We start from the raw sequence: 20,537 nt of genomic DNA, 5'->3' as shown, positions 1-20,537 counted from the left end.
ACAGACACCGCACCCGAACTGTGTCGCCAGAACAAATCATCTTTGCCGTCACCATTGAGGTCACCGATCGCTGCGTTCCAGTCCATCGGTACGGCGTAGGGAAGTAAGACCGCATCTTGCAGGGTCACCCCATCGAGTTGCCAAACTGCGATTGCGCCAGAATTGTTGCGCCAGAGCAAGTCATCTTTACCATCGCCGTTAAAGTCTCCCGATTTGGTAAAACTCCAGTCAAATCCAACAGGCGTTAAGAAGCGACTTCTCAGCACGTTAACGCCATCCATCAGCCAGACGAGCGTTCTGTTATCGACCTGATTGCGCCAGAAAATATCACGCTTGCCGTCGCCATTAAAATCGCCTGTCGCTGCAACGATCCAAGTCGGGTCAAGGGCTTCTAATCCATTGTCTCCATACAGCGCGTCAGCCTCCGTTCCGCCGAGCAGTTGATCGTTGCCCAATCCGCCATAAATTTCGTCGCGGCCGCCTAGGGTAGGATCGGTCGTCGTGAGAAAGTCGAGTGTAGCAAGGTTGCTGTCAGGGCCGACTACTGTATCGCCCGCAAAAGCATAATCAAACCGCCCATTGTCACCCAAAATTTTGTCGTCGCCTTTGTCTCCATAAATCAGATCATTGGCAAATCCACCCGCGATTAAATCATTGCCCTGATTGCCAAAAATCGTGTCGTTGCCGCCAATTCCAGAATCGATCGTTTCGATTAGCCGAACAGCGCCCCCCGTGAGCACAATTCGTCCGTTATCTCCCAGTAAACTATCGTCCTCAGTGCCCCCTGCGATCGTATCGTTTGCAGTCCCGCCCAAGACAAGATCGGTGCCTTCGTTGCCTGAGATCGTATCGTTGCCGCCCAGTTCAAGATTGGTGGTTTGAATCAGGTCGATCGTTACCAGATTGCCGTCCAGCGCGTAATCTAGCCGTCCGTTGTCACCGAGAATACTATCGTTGCCCTGGTTGCCCGCGATCGTGTCGTTGCCAAATCCACCTATCAGAATGTCGTTGCCGTTGTTGCCCTCGATGCGATCGTCGCCGCCTTGATTCGGGAATCGAGTTTCTATCTTTTCAGTGATGTTAGCTGCGTTGCGAGTAATGTAAGCATTGTCACCCACAATTACATCATCTCCATCGTTCCCCGTCAGGTTGTCGCCAGCGATTCCAGTTGTATCACGACCACCCGAACCGCCGATGATCATATCTTGTCCACCGCCGCCTGTGATCGTGTCTTGTCCGCCAAAATCGGGATCAGTCGAAAAGATATCGTGAGGGACATTTCCTGACAGAATTACGGTGCCATTGTCGCCTAGCAGAATGTCATTTGCGTTGTCAGTACCGCCTGAAATCTGATCGTTTCCGGTTCCCCCTAGCACAACGTCAGCATTGTCGCCAGCGTTAATACTATCATTGTCACCTCTATTGGGATCAGCGGTATTTAACTGAACGATCGCACCCGCATCAAACGTCATCTGTCCGTTGTCACCGATGATCAAATCAGCACCCGTTCCCGCAGTGATCGTATCGTTGCCTGTGCCGCCCAGTATAATGCTCGTGCCTTCGTTGCCCTGGATTACATCGTTACCGCCTGCGTCAGGAGCGATCGTTCTCACCAGCGTCAGATTACCATTGCTGTCAAAAGTGACTTGACCGTGATCTCCTAACACGCGATCGTCGCCTAAATTTCCAAAAATCCTGTCGTCGGCCGCGCCTCCAAAAATCAGATCATTGCCGACATTGCCCAAAATCGTATCGTTGCCGTCTCCCGTCGCCGGATTGCTCGTCGCGCTGGTCACCCGTCCCGCGGTGAAGGTCAACGTTCCGTTATCGCCAAAAATAAAGTCCGCCGCTCCATTCAACGTATCCAAATTCACGACTTCACGAGTCACCGGATTGATGCTGGCATTGTCACCCGCGATCGCGTCATTTCCTGCCCCGCCATAGATGTAATCGGTCTCATCCACAACACCCGCTTGAGAACTGCCCCCAATCATCATGTCGTCACCGCCCTGCCCATAGAGCGTATCTTGACCACTGCCGCCTACAATCAAATCGTCTCCACCTTTTAGAAGAAATAGCGCCTCGACCTTCTCAACCACATTGGCTGCGTTGCGCGTGATGTAGGCGTTGTCGCCGTAAATAATGTCATCAAAACGATTGCCAATCAGCGTATCGCCTCCGTTGGGAATGCCCGTACGATCGCTACCGCCCGAACCGCCGACGATAATATTTCTGACGCTGCCTCCGGTAATAAAGTCTTTCCCACCAAATTCCTCGTCTTTAGAAAAGATATCATTTGCCTGAGTACTGCCGTCTGCACCCACAATCACACCATTGTCACCCAGCATGATGTCAGCGATGTTATCCGTTCCATTCGTAATTGTGTCATTACCTGTACCACCCAGAATGATATCGGCTCCATCATTTCCCAGAAGCGTATCGTTGCCTCCATTTTCAGGAGCTAGTGTTTCAATCTGAATCACCGTCCCGTTGGCAATTTCAACTCTTCCATTGTCACCCAGAATGATATCGTCTCCATTGTCGCCTGTGACTTCAATATCATTTCCAGTACCCGCCACCAGGATGTCGTTACCCTCCTGACCCCGAATGGTATCTGCTCCCCCGATCGCCGGATTAGTTGAAGCAATCACCTCCACGCCAGCCCCCGGTCTTATAATCTGTCCATCGTCGCCAAACAGAATGTCGTTCCCGGTATTGCCTTCCAGGTAGTCGTTTCCACTGCCGCCGAGTAAGCGATCGTTGCCCGCTTGCCCATAGAGAAGATCGTTATCGCCGCCGCCAAACAAGGTGTCATTGCCCGATCCGCCGCCCAGCGTTGCTACTCCCGTTGTCAAATTAACGATGCCTTCGTCACCCAACAAATAATCGCTGCCAACCCCCCCGCTTAGTGAGTCACTGCCCACACCGCCATAGAGAATATCGCGACCGTTGCGCCCTTCTAAAACATCGTTACCCAGTTCGCCATAGAGCACGTCATCGCCCTCTCCGCCGCTCAAAAAGTCGCCTGAATTGTTGGAGTCAAATCCGGTTAAATTGATCGAAGTTTCACTGGTACGATCGCCATACAACAAATCTCGTCCACCGTTGCCAAACAGGTCATCTCGACCCGCCCCACCATAGAGAAAATCATTGGAACTACCGCCCACAAGCTCGTCGCCGCCCTCACCTCCATAGAGAAAAGCAGATCCCGTTCTCACTAAATCGATCGTGGTTTCGGCGGTCAGCAAATCGTCGCCAGCCTGACCATAGAGGCGCGTTTGTCCCAGTCCTGCAAAGAGGCGATCGTTGCCTTCGCTGCCTACTCGCGGACGAATGGCGGTTCCTGAAGATGTAAACTCACCCCAACGCGCATCGGGCGCAAAATCACCCCACAGTTCTGACTCTGCCAACAGGTTTGCGGCAAGCTCAATCACATCATTTCCCGCGCCGCCTTCCGCGATGATTCGCCGAATTCCTTTAAATTCTTGAGTTCGCCCAAAGGCAGACACAATCACAGTTTCGCTACCAGAAATGCTGTCGTCAGCGTCCACATGTTCGACTTTAAAGATTTCTGAACTGTCGGTGATTTGTCCTGGAATCTGACGATCGCTGGCAAATCGTCCCAAATTTAACCGCAAAACGTCGCTGCTAATGCGAGTTGCCAATCCCCAGTCTGTGCCGTCTGGAGCCGGAAGATCGTAGTTGATGACGGTGCGATCGAATAGGGTTCTTTCGATTGGTTTGGTCGCGTCTACGCCTGCTGTGCCGCTGCCGATCGCCTGAAGTGTGAGCTTGCCGCTGCGGTCAAATGTGCCATTAAATGTGCTGTTGGGAGCCACGGTGCGAATGTTGGAGTCGAGACGGCCTCTGAGCGTGAGGGGAGCGGATGAAATTGGATTTTCTGCCCCCAACGTGCCGCCGACCACGAATCCTAAGTTGAGATTTAAGTTAGAACCGGGTTTGAGATTAAATCCGGCGGTCGGAGTCGCGCCACCCGTCAAACTCAATCCTTTTGCACTGTAGCCAAACCCTAACTTTCCTTGAATTTCGACATCGCCACTGAGTCTAATAGGTACGCCTGGAGAAAGAGAAACGGGCGCAGAAGGCACCTTAAAGCTATCAATATCAATGACTGGAAAATCGAGGTCAAGTAGTTTTGCGGTGTCCTGCCCAACCCACAGTTTGAAAGCTTCGCTTGCGGATAATATGGGTAAGCTCAATCCCAATTTGTTGAATAATGGAACAACCGTTTGCAGCCCATTAATTTGAGCTAAATTGACCGTTGAAGAAAGCAAATTAGTCGGCGTTGCATTTTGTAGAGCTGTTCGGCTAACAGTGGGAGAAGGATTACTTAAATTGAGTTTGACTTCACCCTTGAGAATCGTGTAGCTGCCTGTTGGCGCGATCGTAGCCAGTTGATCCAAATTGCCGTAGGCTGCTAAAAAGCGGTCTAAATTCTGAAAAGCGGCTTCTGTAACCCCTGTTAGGTCAAGCGGAGAGGCAGCTTCTAGTAGATCAATGAGTTTAATCGTCGTGCCCGGAATTCCTTCGCCCAGACTGTCTAACACAGGTTGAATAGGCTTGAGAATTTCGTTGATTTTAGCCGCGATCGGATTGGTCAAATTTTTGAGGCTGGAGAGGTCGATCGCAATCTCTCTAAAGCTAACATCAAACTTTTTGAAACTAAGCGTTGGCTCTAGATCCCAGTTGAGATTTAGCTGCGTTCTGAGCGTTGGAAAATTACTGGACTGACTGTTCAAGTTGAGCTTGATTTGAGTGCCATCCAGTGAATTTTCGGTCAAAGTTGGACTTAGCTTAAAGCCTGCCCCTTCTGTCTGAATGTCGATCGCCAACGACTCATTAAAGTTAGTTCCCGCATCTGAAACTTTGACATTTAATAACCCAAACTTTGCGTCTGTATTGTTGAGCGTATTCCTTAAATCAACCCCAAAATTAATGCCGATTTCTTTAGCATCCGACAAGTCAAGATTGAATTGATTATTGATTAACCCAAACTTTAGCCCAAACTCATAGTCCACTGTCGGAGTCACTTGCAGCGCATTCTGAAACTTGAGGGCTGCGTCTGTCCCCATATTCAAGCCCAGATCTAAACTGGTTGCTGTGGGGTTAGCGATCGCTCTTCTCACCCGCAGGTCGATCATAAAATTACCACTATTGGTAATACTCAGAGGATTGCTAGTCACCGTTCCGCCAAACGCTTGAGCCACTCTAGTCTGAATGTCTGCAACGCTAGAGGCTCGAACCAATCCCGTTGTCAACGCTGTCCGAAAGGTGGAATCAAAAAACTGCGTCGATTGAGTTAATCCTGTTCCCAAAACTGGCAAGCGCGAACCCGTAACTTGATCAAGTCTCGTTTGTAGCGTTGCCAGAAATGTGTTAAGACCTGTGGCGATCGTATTCACCTGACTATTAGAAACGGCGGTATCAAAGGTATGTTCATAGGTGGCGATCGTCGTAGCATCAAACGCCAAACTTGCCGCGATCTCACCCGTTTTAACTTCCAGATTCCAGTCTCCGCCCCGCTTTGCGCTACCCGTCCGATTATTAGAAGCCGCAATATCAGCCCCAATGACGTGACTCAGCGTTTGAATAAAAGCATTGCCCATCTCACCCAGTGCCACATCGCAGCCATACAGCAACACATCCGCACCTTGACTCAGGTGAGTGTTCCAACGTTGCAGCGCACTACTGTAGCGGCTTAACGTATTCAAACTCAGATCCGTCGATCCCAACTGCAACCTGCCCGCGCTCCCGTGGGAAACAATGTGAATCGCAGCCACGTCCTGAAATTGAGCCAGCACTTGACTAATCTGAGCCACGCCATCTTGAGTTGCATTAAGCAAAAAGACCCGATCTGCTTTAGCAGATATCGCTTTGAGATCGCTCGCCTGCACGCCACCGATCAACGCTTGAAAATCGGACACGCCTGCATCCACAAATACCAGCGATGAAGCAGATTTGAAGGGAGTCGGATCGCTAAAAGTGTTTTGTACTAAAGGATTGGACTCTACAAAAGGAGCCGATAGGAACACAGACGAATTGGAAAAGCTCATAATTCCTCTACACGATCGCAGCGCAAACGGTTAGCCAAAATGCCGACTGGCATCGCCTCAAAAGCACCCCCTGTCTCAGCACACACCCACCACGTTTAGTCCATCGCTTTTAGTCCATTCACCAGACTCACAGGCAAAAGACTGACTCGCTCTACCAACCACTTCTGAAATAATTTTTCTTGTAGCTCTTGCTTTAAAGCACTTTCTAAAACCGCCGGATGAAACTGCTCAATCCGAAAAAGACACCACTGTCCCTCAAGTTGCAGCGGCCCGATCGAGTCCCCCACGGCTGAGGTGGCGATCGCTTCTCGCAAATTTTCTGGCAGTTGACCATAGCGCACCGACTTGCGCCAGATCGAGACTTTGTTTAGATGATCTAGCGCGTATTCTTTGACCACTTTTTCAAAATCTGTAGCAGCCAGCAACCGACGAGTGAGTTGTTCGGCGAGACATTTGTCAGCGATCGCCACACAGGACAACTCGACCTCATTGAGTAGGGCTTGATGATGCGTAAAGTAGCTAGACAAGCTAGGTTCAGCAATCTGAGTTTTGAGTTTTTCGAGCTTAAAGTTAATAAACATGCGGCTCTGAAACGTGGTGTAGTCCATGCCCTGCTGGTTGAGCCATTTTTGAAAGGCGGCTGCATCTAATAGCTTTTGGTTAACTCTCAGATCGACGATCGCTTGTTCTAGCTCACCGATATCGACATCCAGATCTTTGCGTACCTCGATTTCCTGGTAGGTCACATGTTGGGCAACGACTTCTTGAATAAGCGGCACCAGTTTGCCGGATAGCTGTAGATAGCGAAGCACCTGACCGAGAGAAAGGGTTTGGTCAGCGATCGTCAAAAACGGGAGGGCATCAAAAGTTTCCATTGACGTTCTGCTAAAAGAATAAATTCGCTGAATAGAATCGTCTGTGAATAAGTAGTGACGAGTGCAGTGTCTCGAAGATTGCTTTGTTAAGAAATGTCTATGGCGTTTCTTTTCTTTACAATCAAGACCTACAACCCGGAGAATACTTAACTTGAGTGTCCGGTGACGATTATTTTTTACGCACGCCTTCGTAGTATTCCGGAGCCAAGGGTAAAAACTTTAACTCTGTGAAGGAATCAAGAGGAGAACGATCGCAGAAATCATTTTGTAGAAGGTCGATCGCAGTCTGTCCTCAAAGCAAATCATGTAATGTGCACCTTCTTTAACTCTCTTTTTAAGGGGAATTGGGGGATGACTCCACCAGGTCGCTTCAGGTTGAGATTCTCCTGTCCTTCTTAAAAAAAGCGGGGACATGAATTTAAAGTTGCACATCGCAGGAATAGAAAACCTTTGAGATCCTGGTGTCAGAATTATGACTCAGGGTTCTCTTTGCTATCAGCACAGCCATTACAAGATGAGTTGTGGATGTATTGACGAGCACATCATATAAAGCATTTGTACCACTATGTTTTTGAAATCCCAACACCGTTAGAAAAAGTTGTCATTCTCACGTCATATTTTCGTTTCATGCTAATCATGGAGATGCTTTCAGCATTTGTCCTAAATTGGACGACATTGCACTTCTAAGCCCATAGACAGGTGACTTAAAAGGTAATATGTCAGACAACAAGATGAGTTTCATTGAGTAAGATTCGAGTTCGGCCAGTCCAGTAGGCCCGGTTTTTTGCATGAAATTTTTCTATTGACCGGACTGGTGTTTTAGACGATCGTGCTAGACAACCTTCACTGGTAAATACAACGTGAGCAGACAAGAAAACTATGCTTCGCTTCCAGTTGCTCTGACCGATGTCACAGCCCCCAAACCTGCCCTCTCTCTAATCGACGCAGTAGCCATCATTGTCGGAGTCGTGATCGGAGCCGGGATCTTTAAAACCCCCGCTCTGGTAGCCTCCAATTCAGCCAATGAGACGGTGTTGCTGTTGTCGTGGTTGGCAGGCGGGGCAATCTCCCTGGTCGGGGCGCTGTGTTACGCGGAGTTGGCGACTACTTATCCCCATGTCGGGGGCACCTACTACTACCTAGCTCGATCGTTTGGGCAAAATGTCGCCTTTCTCTTTGCCTGGGCCAGAATGACCGTGGTGCAAACTGGCTCGATCGCGCTGTTAGCCTTTGTTTTTGGCGACTATGCTTCCCAGTTACTACAGCTTGGGGCTTATTCTCCTTCGCTTTATGCGGCGGGTGCGATCGTGGTGCTCACTCTGATTAATATCATTGGATTACAGCAAGGCAAATGGACTCAAAATCTTCTCAGCGCGGCCAAAGTGCTTGGTCTGCTGCTGGTGGTTTTTCTGGGTCTGATTTCCACCGTTCCGTCCGCTCCCGTTTCTGCTCCGTCTTCATCAACGCCCACCTGGGGACTGGCCATGCTCTTTGTGCTGCTCTCCTATGGTGGATGGAACGAAGCCGCCTACATCTCAGCCGAAATTCAGAATCGAAAACGCAACATCGTGCGATCGCTGATCTGGAGTATTGGGATCATTACCGTCATTTACTTGTTGATCAATCTGGCTTATTTACGAAGCCTCGGATTTGCAGGAATGGCTCAGTCTGAAGCGGTGGCAGCGGATTTGATGAAACACAGCTTTGGTGAAGTGGGGTCAGTGTTTATCAGCGTACTGATTGCCGTTTCGACGCTGGGTGCAGCCAATGCCACAATTTTTACAGGCGCAAGAACCAACTACGCCGTTGGCTGTGATATGTCGCGATTAGGCTTTTTGGGACGCTGGAAAGAACACTCCGGCACGCCTACCACGGGGCTACTATTACAGGCAGCGATCGTGCTGTTGCTCATCTTATTAGGCACCGTCACTCGCAAAGAATTTGAGACAATGGTGGACTATACCGCCCCGGTGTTCTGGTTTTTCTTTTTGCTAAGTGGCATTTCTCTCTTTATCCTGAGACAAAAAGATCCTCAAAGACCGCGCCCTTTCAAGGTTCCCCTTTATCCATTTACGCCTCTGTTGTTTTGTGCCGTTTGTGGCTATTTGCTCTACTCCAGCCTGGTCTACACAGGAATTGGGGCACTCGTTGGCGTGGGGGCTGTTGCGCTCGGTCTGCCGCTTCTATTTTGGAATCGTAACTAATCACCAAAATGATCATTCGCAATCCTCTGAGATTCGCAAACACAGCTAAAAATTTCATCAAATTGACGTTCCATCAAATTCACATTGCACGCATTACCATCAGGAGAAATCATGAAGCGACGACTCTTATCTCTACTTTTTGTGACCGCCAGCGCCATCAGTTTAGGAATTGTTGGATGCGCTCAACAGCGTGATTCTGTGACCGCTCAAGTTCCATCACAGACAATCCCAACCGAATCGCCAGCCGTAACGCCCACCACAACACCAACCACAACACCAACCGCAACACCAACAACAGCACCCGCACAAGCGCCAGCCCAACCTCAAGAACGCGCCTTAGATGTGCCCTATGTGCCAACGCCAACCGCTGTCGTTGAGGAAATGCTGAAGCTCGCGAAGGTGGGCAAAAATGATGTGCTTTACGATTTGGGCAGCGGAGACGGACGAATTGTGGTCACAGCCGCTCAAAAGTTTGGCACTAAAGGAGTGGGCGTTGATATTGATCCTGAGCGCGTCAAAGAAGCCAATGAGAATGCACGTAAGGCGGGAGTGACCGATCGAGTTGAGTTTCGTCAACAAGACCTCTTCAAAACCGATCTGCGAAATGCCACGGTCGTCACACTTTACCTCTTGCCGCGCATCAATCTCCAACTGCGTCCCAAACTCTTTAAGGAGTTAAAACCGGGGACTCGCATTGTCTCTCACGCCTTTGATATGGGCGACTGGAAGCCCGAAAAAGTGGTCGAAGTTGGAAGCAGTACCGTCTATTACTGGGTTGTCCCCGAAAAGATTCCAGAAAATCTGCGTCAATAACAACCTAAGTTCACTCACTAAATTCAATTAGATTGTTCGCTGCGGTTGTCAATCCAGGCAGCCCCCTAAATCCCCCACGAGTAGGGGACTTTGAACTAGAATACTTCTCTTAAAGTCCCCCAGAATTGGGGGGTTGGGAGGCAGAAGCCGTGAACGCCGAAGCGAAAAAAATTATCGAATTGACGTTAAAAAAGTTGGCGATCGAGGAGTCTTTCAAATTCAAGACCGACTGATCAGCCCAGCTTTTCTCCGACCTCTAAGCGGGTGCCATTGGCAAAATCCCAGCCCGATCGCGCACTTTTGCCCGCCAGTTGCACTTCTCTCAATAACAAAAATCCGTCCCCTGTCTGAACGACGAATCCCACATTTTTGAGAACGGCAGCCACTTCTCCAGGAGCCTGAACGGGGTCAAAGGTTTGCGGAAGGTCGGCGAATTCGATCGGAAGTTTAACCTTAGCAGCGAGGGGGATGGTCGCCGTCACCTTGAGGATCGCGCCTCGAAACGTCGTCGTACAGTTGGGAAAAAATCCACGAATTTGATTGTGAAGGTCGATCGCTCTCCGTGTCCAATCCAATTCATAGTCCGGTTTTTTAATTAACGGCGCATAGGTCGCTTGCGAGTCATCTTGAGCGATCGGGGTTGTTTCACTCAGGTTGGTTAGCGTTTCGATTAGCAAGTTAGCGCCGATCGTCGAAAGGTTTGCCGCCAGATCTTGGGCATTGTCGAGTAGGGCGATCGGCACCGCCGATTTTAACAACATGGCACCTGTATCCATTCCTGCATCCATGAGCATTGTGGTAATGCCCGTCTCAGATTCGCCCTGATAAAGACACCACTGAATCGGAGCCGCCCCGCGATATTTGGGCAACAGAGAGCCGTGAACGTTGATACATCCCAACTTGGGCATGTCTAGAATGGCTTGAGACAAAATCTGCCCATACGCCACCACCACAAAACTATCCGCCTCAGCAGACTGCAATTTTTCTAACGTCTCAGCCTCTTTTTTGACGCTCTTGGGTTGCCAGACAGGAATCTGATGCGCCAGTGCTACCGACTTGACAGGCGAAGCGGACAATTCATTCCCGCGTCCTCGGCGCTTATCGGGTTGGGTGATCACCGCTACTACGTCAAAATTTGAATCTGCAAGTAACGCTTCTAGCGTGGGAACTGCAAATTGAGGCGTGCCAAAAAAGACAATCTTCATGCGATCGCGTTAATAAATCAGAAGCTCTTCCATTTTGCAAGCACAGGGCATCCAAAATCTGTCTTGAGACAGGTATCGAAAAATAGGTTTGATAATCAAATCGAGCTTTAGAACGTCAAAAATCTGCAAACTGCTGCATTAAATTTAGACCCTCAAGAACTTTTGTAAAACGACTCTTTCAAACTTTAGTTTGCATCCATAATATGAGACTTATCACAAGTCAGGCAGGTCGAATTTAGAAAGTGCTGAAGGCTGCACCCAAAATTTCTACCCGCTCAGATCTAACCCTACAAGGCGCGGGGTGTCTTTTATGAATTTTCAGGCGACCCAGATCGATCCCCTTAACAGTCCCCATCCGATTCCCTGGAGTTGGGTGATGGCTAACCTGTCTGATTTCCAGTCAACGCAGCATTATTACCGCAGTCATTCTCTGATTTCGCCAAACGGTGAATACAAGGCCTACAGCCGCATTCAGATGCTGGTCGAGCCAGAGATTTATTTGAGTCGAGTCAGTAGCGTTTTGTTTTTGGAGAACCTGAGAACGGGCGATCTGCAAGCCATTACCGCGACATCACCCTTTGCCGAAAATCCGTTTATTGGCAACAGTTCCGATCTGGCGGGCACCATTTCGATCGTGCTGCCGATTTCTTGGTCAGCGGCGGGCGATCGCTTATTGTCACGAGAATTTGAATCTATTTTTGGGTCTGACATCGCTTCAGATTACGCCCTGATTTGGGATAAAACGCTTAATGCTGCTACCACCGTCGCCCCCACAGGAATTGAATACACCAATGCCATTTTGTTAGGCTGGAGTGCCGAGGAGAGCGATCGGGCCCTCTTTCAAGCGGGCAACTTGGGCGAATCGCCGTGGCCCCTTTGGGCAGTTAATTCGCAAGGTGACACGTTAGAAGCGTCCGACGACCAACCCAAAACTTACGGACAGGTCACCAATAGTATTTGGGCAGGCCCGCAAGCACACAGTTGACTATCAAGCTTTGGGAATTGATGAGCCGAAAAATCTAGGAATATTTCGATCGACCATCCGCTTTAAAAACGAAGCAAAGAACTTCCCTCAAACTCACGTTTTTTTAGACTGATTCCAAAGTTCAAACTCATCGGTATGAAGCCAAAATTTGCAACCATCGAAGCGTGGCGACAGGCAGAAATTTTGATGCAGCCTGCCTTTATTCGCGTCATTGATAACCTTCGCAAACAGCTTGAGCAATCTACATGGCAAGGCACTTATCGAGATGCGCCCGTCTGGGCAGAAGACACGCCAGAAGATGTAAAAGCCTCCGTTGCTCGACTTCAAACACAGCTTAAAACCGCTTCACCTGACCAGGCGGCCGAGATCCAACAAGCGCTTTCTCACTTACCTTCTCCTTATCCCGGTTACGAACTGTGTCTCAAACAAAACGATCGCCAAGTCACCGTGGATTTGTGGGAACTGTGTTATCGAGTTTGCTTTGCTAATCAGATTGATAAACCCGTTGAGGTAGACACCAGTCTGATTGATGAAACAGGCGAGGTAAACTGGGATCGGCTCGACGATAAAACTAAAACACTTGTTGAGCAGATCTTTGAGAATTTGCCCAGTTAGGGGTTTACCGATCATGAATGACGCGCAGGTGTACGATCGCTCTCACTGGGGAGTTATTGAGGTTTCGGATGTCGATCGCCTCCAGTTTTTGCACAACCAAAGTACCAACGATTTCAAAAGTCTCAAGCCCGGACAAGGGTGCGATACGGTTTTTTTGACCTCCACCGCCCGAACGATCGACCTCGCCACCGCCTACATTCTCGAAGACTCGGTGTTACTGTTGGTGTCGCCCAATATGAGCGAAAAGGTGATCAAATTTCTCGATCGCTACATCTTTTTCGCCGACAAGGTAAAGCTGACGGATGTCACTCAGCAGACTTCAACGTTGAGCCTGATCGGGGCTGACAGCGAGGCGATTCTCAAAAAATTAGGGATAGAAATCACGGGACAGCCTCACACTCACCGCTTGTTTGATGGGTCAGGAGTAGACGTGAGGGTGGCGATCGGCAGTGGACTGGCCAAACCGGGATACACGCTGATCACGCAAGCTGACCAGACAGAACGGCTCAAACAAGCTCTATTAGAAACTGGGGCTGCACTCATCAGCGATCGCACCTGGGAACAACTGCGAATTGAACAGGGCCGCCCACTGCCCGATCGTGAACTCACCGAAGACTATAACCCGCTAGAAGCCGGACTTTGGCACACGATTTCATTTAACAAAGGTTGCTACATTGGGCAAGAAACGATCGCCCGTCTCGACACCTACAAAGGAGTCAAACAACAACTCTGGGGCGTAAAGTTGAGCGATGTGGTTGAGCCGGGAACGGTGGTCACGATCGCGGACGACAAAATTGGAACATTGACCAGTCAGACAGAAACGGATGCAGGGGTGTTGGGACTGGCTTATATCCGCACAAAAGCCAATGCAGCAGAGGGAATGCGGGTGACGATCGGGACGGCTCAAGGCGAATTAGTTGATCTACCTTTTGTGACGCGAGAAAAGCAGGCATAGCGGCTCAAAACTCAGACAGAGACAGCAGAAGAAATTCTGCCTTTTTTGTACTGAAGATTTTGGGGCGAGTCGATCGTTTTGATACCAACTTGTTTGAAGTCAAAAAAGAGATTCAACCATCAATTCAGGAGTCTTCAAAAAATCAAATTTTGATCAAACTTAACCGGAATAGGTGTTATTTGATACTGTAATTCGCAAGTTTCAAGTGGTTCAAACTGACGAACCGTTGATAATTATTAACAGAAATAGATCACATCATAGGTGCTTAATTCGATAGTAAGCATCAGATTATTTTTGTACAATTTCAACTTAATTAATCATATATTTATAAGTCTTCAAACGTATTTAGTAAAGTAAAGATTTAAAGACTTACGTAGAACGTTTTTAATTTACCTGGTTAAGATTTGACCATCTTCCACGTTTGGCTAGAGATCACACGGCTCTTGTTTTAATAAATACTTGAATACGGAGATCGGCTACTGTCATCAAATTGAATGATTTAGCACACTAACTGATTCAGTAGTTCGTATGTCAAAACGCTCCAAGTCAGCTTGATCCTGATCCTTTAACAGGAGTTAACATGAACTTTCATCCACCCTGCGTCAGCATTGGTCTGGCAGTTTACAACGGAGAACTGTTTATTGAAGACGCGATCGCTTCCATTCTAAACCAGACCTTTCAAGACTTTGAGCTAATTATTTCGGATAATGCGTCGAGCGATCGTACCGAAGAAATCTGTCGAACTTATGCAGCCAAAGATTCTCGAATTCGCTATATTCGCAATGCAGAAAACCTGGGTGCAGCGCTCAATTACAATCAAACATTTGCAGAAGCGCGGGGTCGTTATTTTAGATGGGCAGCCCACGACGATCTGTTGGCACCCACTTATTTAGAACGCTGTGTCGAAGTATTAGAAAATCAGCCAGATATCGTGCTGTGCCATTCTAAAACCACGCTGATCGATGCCAAAGGTCAAAAGCTTTACTTTGACGAAACAGAAGATTGTTTTGTTGATCAATTTGACCATCGTTTTCGTAAGCTCGATCGTCCTCGCGACTTTTCTTCTTCTCCCCACAAACGCTATCAAGAAGTTTTGATTGCGACTCGCTGGTGTTTTGAAGTGTTTGGATTAGTGCGGACTGAAGCCTTTGCCAAAACATCAAAGCTGGGGGCGTTTTATGGGGCTGACAAAGTGCTTTTAGCCGAACTCAGTCTGATGGGCAAATTCGCTACTTTACCCGACCCTTTGTTTCTCAATCGCCGCCACCAACAGCAGTCTGGCTCACTCAAATCTGCCCAAGAGCGAGAGCAATGGATCAATCCCACAATCAAGCGGCGATCGGTGCTGCGTCCTCGTCTGATGTGTCTCAAAGGCTACCTGTTTGCCATCTTCAAATCTCCCCTCTCTCCCATCGAACAGCTAGGATGTCTGATCGTTTTGATGCGATGGTTGGTCAAGCTCGACAACTGGCAACGCCTGATCGGAGAAGGGTTACGAGAAAATTTAGGACTGGAGATCACCGCGCGATCGACATTACCCCAAAAGCCCCAATTCTGAGGAAGGCACTCGACTTTCTTAGGATCGTGAATTGAATAAGATCGATGATTGCCTGGTTGCTTCGCCCCCTAAATCCCCCAGTCTGGGGGACTTTGAGAAAGCAGACATTCTAGAATTTAAGGCAGTTTCGCGGTTCAAAGTCCCCCAAATTTGGGGGATTTAGGGGGCAGAAGCCGAATTAAACGAAGTGAAATCGCGAGAATTGCAGGTTGTTTAATTCACGATCCTTAACGTTATCGACAAAGTTTTTTTGCTTCAATGTTCAGCGCTTCTGCCTCCCAAGCTGCCAATTCTGGAAGACTTTAAAGACAAGAGTTGCGAGTTAAAGTCCCTGGCTCGTGGAGGATCTGGCAATCCGACGCTACAGCCGCGGCGAGCATTCTGATTGGATTGACGTTTTCTTAAGATTGGGGAGACTGATGCGGGCCATTGAGTGCAAAAGTCAACATGGTGCATTTCCACAATCGATCGGTTACGAGAAGTGAACTGCTGTCGCGGGATGATGCACAATAAACGGTGGTGACTGCTAATGTTCACACCGATATTCCCAAAATTTCTCCGAAGGTCTATGTCTCTCCAAAACCAGGTCTATCCCGTTCTTTGGCAAACTGATCACGTTCTGCTAATTGATCAAACTCGTCTGCCCAATGAATATGCGCTGGTTGAGATCAGTCGCTCTGATGATATGGCACAGGCGATCAAAACGATGATTGTTAGAGGGGCACCTGCGATCGGCGTTGCGGCAGCCTATGGAATGTATCTAGGGGCGCGAGAAATTGAAGCCAGCAACCGCGACTCCTTTCTAACCCAACTCGAAACGGTGGCCAAAAAACTCCGCGCCACTCGTCCAACCGCAGTGAATTTGTTTTGGGCGATCGAGCGAATGCTCAAAACGGCCCGCCAAACCCTCGGCTCAGTCGATCACCTCAAACAAGTGCTGTTAGAAACAGCCCAGCAAATCAACGCAGAAGATATCGAAACCTGTCAAGCGATCGGTGATTATGGCTTGTCTGTCCTGCCTAAAGCTCCGCATCGGTTGCGCTTGCTGACTCACTGTAATGCGGGTGCGCTGGCGACAGCGGGCTACGGAACAGCTCTCGGCGTGGTGCGATCGACCTGGGCTGCCGATCGATTAGAGCGCGTCTACGCTGACGAAACGAGGCCTCGCTTACAGGGCGCAAAACTCACCGCCTGGGAATGTGTGCAAGAAGGGATTCCCGTCACGGTGATCACAGATAATATGGCGGCTCACTGTATGCAGCAGGGCATGATCGATGCGGTGGTTGTGGGAGCCGATCGCATTGCCGCCAATGGAGACACCGCCAACAAAATTGGAACTTACAGCGTGGCACTGATTGCCAGAGCGCACAATATTCCTTTCTTTGTCGCGGCTCCTCTTTCCACGATCGACTTCAAGATCACCGACGGTCGCCAGATTCCTATTGAAGAACGCGATCCGGTAGAAGTGTATCAGGTTGGCGATACGATGCTCTGTCCGCCGGGTGTGGAGTATTATAACCCTGCTTTTGATGTGACTCCTGCGGCGTTGATTACGGCGATCGTCACAGAACATGGAGCCTTCTCGCCCAGCCAGCTTCAAGGAGAGTTAGCTGAAAAGGTAGTGTAATTCGTAAGTTTGCGACGGGCTAAAATTGAGCGGTCAGGTTCTTGCAGGCAGCGATTTGGCAATTCTGGATGAGCAGCTTTTCTCAATAGTCCGGACAGTTTTTTGAACGACTCCAAAAGGCTTTCAGGAAGTACAGTTCCAGCATTGAGCTATTTTTCAAAGTTGGCTCTATTCCTGACTTTGAAAATAAGATCCTGTCCCACGAGCGAATCAGGGTTTGAACCTGAAAATCTGCTCAAAATTTGTCCGAAGTATTGTTTTCTGAGTTTGTATATATAATGTTTATACTGGCTCATTTGGAAAACAGGCTTATGGCAATGCAAGTCGTAGCGAAGTGGGGTAACAGCTTAGGCGTTCGGATTCCGATGGCGATCGCCAAACAAATTGACTTAAAAGAAGGAACCAGCGTCACCTTTGCCGTGGTTGAGGGAAGTCTAGTGATCAAACCTGAGCCAAGAAAGAAATACACTCTGGATGAGCTTTTAGAGGGAATGACTCTAGAGAACGTGCATGAGGAAGTTGATCTAGGGCAACCCGTCGGCAATGAAATCTGGTAATCGAGACCTCTACGTGCCCAATCGTGGCGACGTGAAGCTCAGTTTTGACCCTCAGCAGGGACATGAGCAAGCAGGATACCGCCCTGCTATCATTCTGTCGCCGATTCGCTATAACCAGTTGTCTTCACTAGCACTGATGTGTCCTATCACTAACCAATCAAAAGGGTTTCAATTTGAGGTGGCACTTTTAGAAGAGATGGCGACATCAGGTGTCATCCTAACCGATCAGGTGAAGAGTTTTGATTGGCGATCGAGACGAGTGAAATTTGTTGAGAAAGCCCCTAATGCGCTAGTCGAAGATGTTTTGGCGAAGCTCGAAGCCCTCTTATTCTAAAACTCCTAACTTGGGAGCAAAAAACAACGTTCCTCCATCAGACTGAACCCAGTTTTGCATGACTAACCTGGATAGAATTCGTACGACTACACCTTGAAATCAGAAGGACGATCGCTTTGCGGACTTTGAGAATTTTACCGTTTCTCATCCGTTTCTACCTAGAAGTCCAGGCTACATCCGTCACCTATGGCTGTTTTATCTTATATCCAATATTTATTCTGTCTTCTGTAAGACTTAAAGGCTGATGACCCTTTATACCCTTTATAAAGTTGATAAAATCCTTTAGTTTTGTCTCGTTTTTAATTGAATGGTTGAGAGGCGGTTCGAGTAAATTTCCTTAACAGTCAGGTTGCTCACAGGCTGCGATCGATACCCAGCTACTAGAGCCATCCTTCCAATGTTCTTTTTTCCAGATTGGCGCGGTGTGTTTGAGCGTGTCGATCGCAGATTGACACGCCTGAAAGGCCTCCGATCGATGAGGGCAGCCGATCGCGACTAATACGCTAATTTCTCCAATATTCAGCCGTCCGACGCGATGATGAATGATGACTCGATTGACATCTGACCAGGTTTGACGAATTTCTGAGGCGATTTGTTGAAAGACTCGCACAGCCATCGGTTCGTAAGCTTGATATTCCAGCGCCACCACTGCTTTGCCATCGGTACTGTTTCGCACCGTCCCACTCATCACCACCACGGCTCCATTGGCGGGATCGTCAGCCAGGTTGTAGACTTCTTCGAGTGAGAGCGGCGCAAACGTAATGGCAAAGCGATCGCCCGGATGAAGTGAAATCGCTGAAACCGAGTTAATCGCCAAGGGACTCATAAAAGACACTGCTAGACCTGATTCTATGGTTGCACAAATTGAGAAACCGCATTACCGAAACCGCTTTTTCTCACTGCGATAGCGAATGGTTTCCGCAATCACCGCCACGCTGCCCGATGTCACCATGAGAAACACACTCAGCGCATTGATATCTGGTCTGACCCTGGTACGAATTCGGCTGAAAATCTCCATTGGTAACGTGGTCGCTCCGCCGCCTGCTGTAAAACTGGAAATCAAAAAGTCATCCATGCTCAGGACAAACGCCAACAAACAGCCCGAAATAATCGCAGGCATTAGTTCTGGAAGTAAAACTCGCACCAAGGCTTGATAAGGCGTGGCTCCCAGATCGAGGGCGGCCTCTTCTAAATGAGGATTGAGATTGACCAGTCGAGTCGAGACGACAAAAGCCACATAAGCGAGACAAAACACAACATGAGCCGCAACGATCGTCCACAAGCTCAACGGCACCGCAATCACCGCCAGAAAGACGAGGGTAGCAACCGCGATCGCAATGTCAGGAATGATCATCGGTAGATAAGATGCGCCCTGATACAATCGCTTGCCCAGAAACTGATAGCGCGCCAGACCAACCGCCATCAGAGTCCCCACGATCGCTGAAATGCCGACTGCACACAAAGCTACTGTCAGACTGTCAGATAGGGCTGAGAGAATGCGACTGTCATTAAAAAATCTCACATACCAATCCAGCGTGAATCCCGTCCATTGAGCGCTCGTAGGAGATGCATTAAAGCTGTAAACGCCCAGAACCAAAATCGGCAGATACATAAAGCCAAACATCAACACCGAAAATAGCGCCTGCCAGGAAACTCGATCGGTGGATTTAGAAGGATTCTGCATCTTCGCCGCCATATTTAATGAGAAGTGCGATCGCCACACTCACCGCCAAAATCAAGACCATACTCAAGGCCGACCCAAAGCCCCAGTTTTGTGTAGCACCCAGAAATTGATTGTAAATCAGCCTCGCTGCCGTCATGCTGGAGTTTCCGCCCAAAAGTTCGGGGTTGACAAAATCGCCCAGTCCCGTGATGAACACAAGGAGCGTTCCGGCGGCAATTCCGGGTAGGGTTTGGGGAACGGTAACTTTCCAAAAAGCCTGTTGGGGAGTGGCTCCCAGATCAGCGGCCGCTTCTAAAAGTTGTCGGTCTAGTTTCTCTAAAGAAGCGTAGAGAATCAGTACCATGTAGGGCAGCAGGCTATAGGTCATGCCAACATAAACTGCCTGAGTCCGGTTTAACAAATCTAATGTAGGAAGCCCGATCGCAGTCAGCAGTGTATTCAAAACCCCCGTGGGACGAAGAATACTAATCCAGGCATAAGATCGCAGCAGCGAAGAAGTCCACAACGGCAGGATAAAGCCCAACAGCAGCAGATTGCGCCAGCGTTTGGGTGCCATAATCGCAATCCAGTAAGCGACGGGAAAGCCCAGCAGCAAACAGGAAATCGTCGTCCCAGTTGCAAACAGCAGCGATCGCCCCACGACTCTGAGAATATCTGGTTGAAAGATCCGTAGATAATTGTCCAGCCCCGACGGATTGACCACATCACCCGGCTTGATATTGGGAACCAGGCTGAGTTGAAAAATCAACAGCGTCGGAATCACCAACAAAAAGGCCAGCCAAATCCCTGCCGGAGCCAGCAACAGCAACGGTTCGATTAGCCTGGATAAGGGCGCGATCGGCGTGGTTTTTGATTCAACTGGAGAGACGTTTGACACGAAGAGGAAGGGATGAGGGATGAGGAAGGGATGAGGGATGAAAAAGAAATCTGCTTCGTTTTTAGTTTTTCAAGAAGGTTCAATTTCTTCAAGCTTGCAAAGTGTGCCCACGAACCTAATTTAACGTCAGTTCGATGAGAGTGACTCGCTTCGTTTCAATCGGCTTCAGCCCCC

At 48.9% G+C, this 20,537-nt stretch carries 15 protein-coding genes; 9 read left to right on the top strand and 6 right to left on the bottom strand.

Annotated features, from left to right (window positions below; translation table 11 throughout):
• Both ACKFKH_RS27000 and ACKFKH_RS26995 read right to left on the bottom strand, forming a co-directional pair.
• Positions 1-6,074 (bottom strand): DUF4347 domain-containing protein (locus ACKFKH_RS27000; RefSeq protein WP_446861447.1); only part of this gene is annotated, 6,074 nt, incomplete at its 3' end.
• Between the two features lie 95 nt (positions 6,075-6,169).
• Positions 6,170-6,949, bottom strand: coding sequence for a peptidylprolyl isomerase (locus ACKFKH_RS26995; protein WP_446861446.1), 780 nt, complete (start codon positions 6,947-6,949; stop codon positions 6,170-6,172).
• 860 nt (positions 6,950-7,809) lie between these two features.
• Between ACKFKH_RS26995 and ACKFKH_RS26990 the strand changes: the two genes are divergently transcribed.
• Both ACKFKH_RS26990 and ACKFKH_RS26985 read left to right on the top strand, forming a co-directional pair.
• Positions 7,810-9,153 (top strand): APC family permease, encoded by a 1,344-nt coding sequence (locus ACKFKH_RS26990; RefSeq protein WP_446861445.1) that lies wholly within the window; start codon positions 7,810-7,812, stop codon positions 9,151-9,153.
• Between the two features lie 111 nt (positions 9,154-9,264).
• The gene (locus ACKFKH_RS26985) at positions 9,265-9,966 is read left to right on the top strand and encodes an SAM-dependent methyltransferase (protein ID WP_446861444.1); all 702 of its coding nucleotides are present in this window, start codon (positions 9,265-9,267) and stop codon (positions 9,964-9,966) included.
• A 233-nt stretch (positions 9,967-10,199) separates the two neighbouring features.
• Here ACKFKH_RS26985 and fmt read toward each other — a convergent pair whose 3' ends face one another.
• A complete protein-coding gene (gene fmt, locus ACKFKH_RS26980) occupies positions 10,200-11,171 on the bottom strand; it encodes a methionyl-tRNA formyltransferase (protein ID WP_446861443.1) in 972 nt (323 codons plus the stop codon).
• A 310-nt stretch (positions 11,172-11,481) separates the two neighbouring features.
• On the opposite strand from fmt, the gene ACKFKH_RS26975 reads away from it, so the two are divergent.
• The 7 genes from ACKFKH_RS26975 (at position 11,482) to ACKFKH_RS26945 (ending at position 17,802) form a co-directional block, all read left to right on the top strand.
• Entirely contained in the window at positions 11,482-12,156 is a 675-nt protein-coding gene (locus tag ACKFKH_RS26975; protein ID WP_446861442.1) for a hypothetical protein, read from the top strand.
• A 135-nt stretch (positions 12,157-12,291) separates the two neighbouring features.
• Positions 12,292-12,771 (top strand): hypothetical protein, encoded by a 480-nt coding sequence (locus ACKFKH_RS26970; protein WP_446861441.1) that lies wholly within the window; start codon positions 12,292-12,294, stop codon positions 12,769-12,771.
• A 13-nt stretch (positions 12,772-12,784) separates the two neighbouring features.
• Positions 12,785-13,726 (top strand): CAF17-like 4Fe-4S cluster assembly/insertion protein YgfZ, encoded by a 942-nt coding sequence (gene ygfZ / locus ACKFKH_RS26965; RefSeq protein ID WP_446861440.1) that lies wholly within the window; start codon positions 12,785-12,787, stop codon positions 13,724-13,726.
• A gap of 580 nt (positions 13,727-14,306) precedes the next feature.
• Positions 14,307-15,284, top strand: a complete 978-nt coding sequence (locus tag ACKFKH_RS26960) for a glycosyltransferase family 2 protein (protein WP_446861439.1) — start codon at positions 14,307-14,309, stop codon at positions 15,282-15,284.
• Between the two features lie 568 nt (positions 15,285-15,852).
• On the top strand, positions 15,853-16,911 hold the full coding sequence (gene mtnA, locus ACKFKH_RS26955) for an S-methyl-5-thioribose-1-phosphate isomerase (protein WP_446861438.1): 1,059 nt from the start codon (positions 15,853-15,855) through the stop codon (positions 16,909-16,911).
• Between the two features lie 311 nt (positions 16,912-17,222).
• The gene (locus tag ACKFKH_RS26950; RefSeq protein WP_446861437.1) at positions 17,223-17,468 is read left to right on the top strand and encodes an AbrB/MazE/SpoVT family DNA-binding domain-containing protein; all 246 of its coding nucleotides are present in this window, start codon (positions 17,223-17,225) and stop codon (positions 17,466-17,468) included.
• Positions 17,455-17,802, top strand: coding sequence for a type II toxin-antitoxin system PemK/MazF family toxin (locus ACKFKH_RS26945; RefSeq protein WP_446861436.1), 348 nt, complete (start codon positions 17,455-17,457; stop codon positions 17,800-17,802). The genes ACKFKH_RS26950 and ACKFKH_RS26945 overlap by 14 nt, the downstream gene beginning before the upstream one ends.
• Positions 17,803-18,139: 337 nt before the next feature.
• On the opposite strand, the gene ACKFKH_RS26940 is transcribed toward ACKFKH_RS26945, so the two are convergent.
• The 3 genes from ACKFKH_RS26940 to ACKFKH_RS26930 are packed head-to-tail and all read right to left on the bottom strand — an operon-like array spanning position 18,140 to position 20,363.
• Positions 18,140-18,628, bottom strand: coding sequence for a molybdenum cofactor biosynthesis protein MoaE (locus ACKFKH_RS26940; RefSeq protein ID WP_446861435.1), 489 nt, complete (start codon positions 18,626-18,628; stop codon positions 18,140-18,142).
• A 51-nt stretch (positions 18,629-18,679) separates the two neighbouring features.
• A complete protein-coding gene (locus ACKFKH_RS26935) occupies positions 18,680-19,486 on the bottom strand; it encodes an ABC transporter permease (protein ID WP_446861434.1) in 807 nt (268 codons plus the stop codon).
• A complete protein-coding gene (locus tag ACKFKH_RS26930; protein WP_446861433.1) occupies positions 19,470-20,363 on the bottom strand; it encodes an ABC transporter permease in 894 nt (297 codons plus the stop codon). The genes ACKFKH_RS26935 and ACKFKH_RS26930 overlap by 17 nt, the downstream gene beginning before the upstream one ends.
• Between the last annotated feature and the right edge of the window lie 174 nt (positions 20,364-20,537).

This window comes from Phormidesmis sp. 146-20, assembly GCF_052939475.1.
The sequence above is the reverse complement of the archived record's forward strand: the minus strand, read 5'-3'. Positions and strand labels throughout refer to the sequence as shown.

What these genes read in the sequence shown, in the direction of transcription:
- fmt (WP_446861443.1), bottom strand. Translation starts at nt 11,171, where the DNA reads ATGAAGATTGTCTTTTTTGGCACGCCTCAATTTGCAGTTCCCACGCTA.
- ACKFKH_RS26970 (WP_446861441.1), top strand. Translation starts at nt 12,292, where the DNA reads ATGAAGCCAAAATTTGCAACCATCGAAGCGTGGCGACAGGCAGAAATT.
- ACKFKH_RS26995 (WP_446861446.1), bottom strand. Translation starts at nt 6,949, where the DNA reads ATGGAAACTTTTGATGCCCTCCCGTTTTTGACGATCGCTGACCAAACC.
- ygfZ (WP_446861440.1), top strand. Translation starts at nt 12,785, where the DNA reads ATGAATGACGCGCAGGTGTACGATCGCTCTCACTGGGGAGTTATTGAG.
- mtnA (WP_446861438.1), top strand. Translation starts at nt 15,853, where the DNA reads ATGTCTCTCCAAAACCAGGTCTATCCCGTTCTTTGGCAAACTGATCAC.
- ACKFKH_RS26960 (WP_446861439.1), top strand. Translation starts at nt 14,307, where the DNA reads ATGAACTTTCATCCACCCTGCGTCAGCATTGGTCTGGCAGTTTACAAC.
- ACKFKH_RS26935 (WP_446861434.1), bottom strand. Translation starts at nt 19,486, where the DNA reads ATGCAGAATCCTTCTAAATCCACCGATCGAGTTTCCTGGCAGGCGCTA.
- ACKFKH_RS26940 (WP_446861435.1), bottom strand. Translation starts at nt 18,628, where the DNA reads ATGAGTCCCTTGGCGATTAACTCGGTTTCAGCGATTTCACTTCATCCG.
- ACKFKH_RS26985 (WP_446861444.1), top strand. Translation starts at nt 9,265, where the DNA reads ATGAAGCGACGACTCTTATCTCTACTTTTTGTGACCGCCAGCGCCATC.
- ACKFKH_RS26945 (WP_446861436.1), top strand. Translation starts at nt 17,455, where the DNA reads ATGAAATCTGGTAATCGAGACCTCTACGTGCCCAATCGTGGCGACGTG.
- ACKFKH_RS26975 (WP_446861442.1), top strand. Translation starts at nt 11,482, where the DNA reads ATGAATTTTCAGGCGACCCAGATCGATCCCCTTAACAGTCCCCATCCG.
- ACKFKH_RS26950 (WP_446861437.1), top strand. Translation starts at nt 17,223, where the DNA reads ATGGCAATGCAAGTCGTAGCGAAGTGGGGTAACAGCTTAGGCGTTCGG.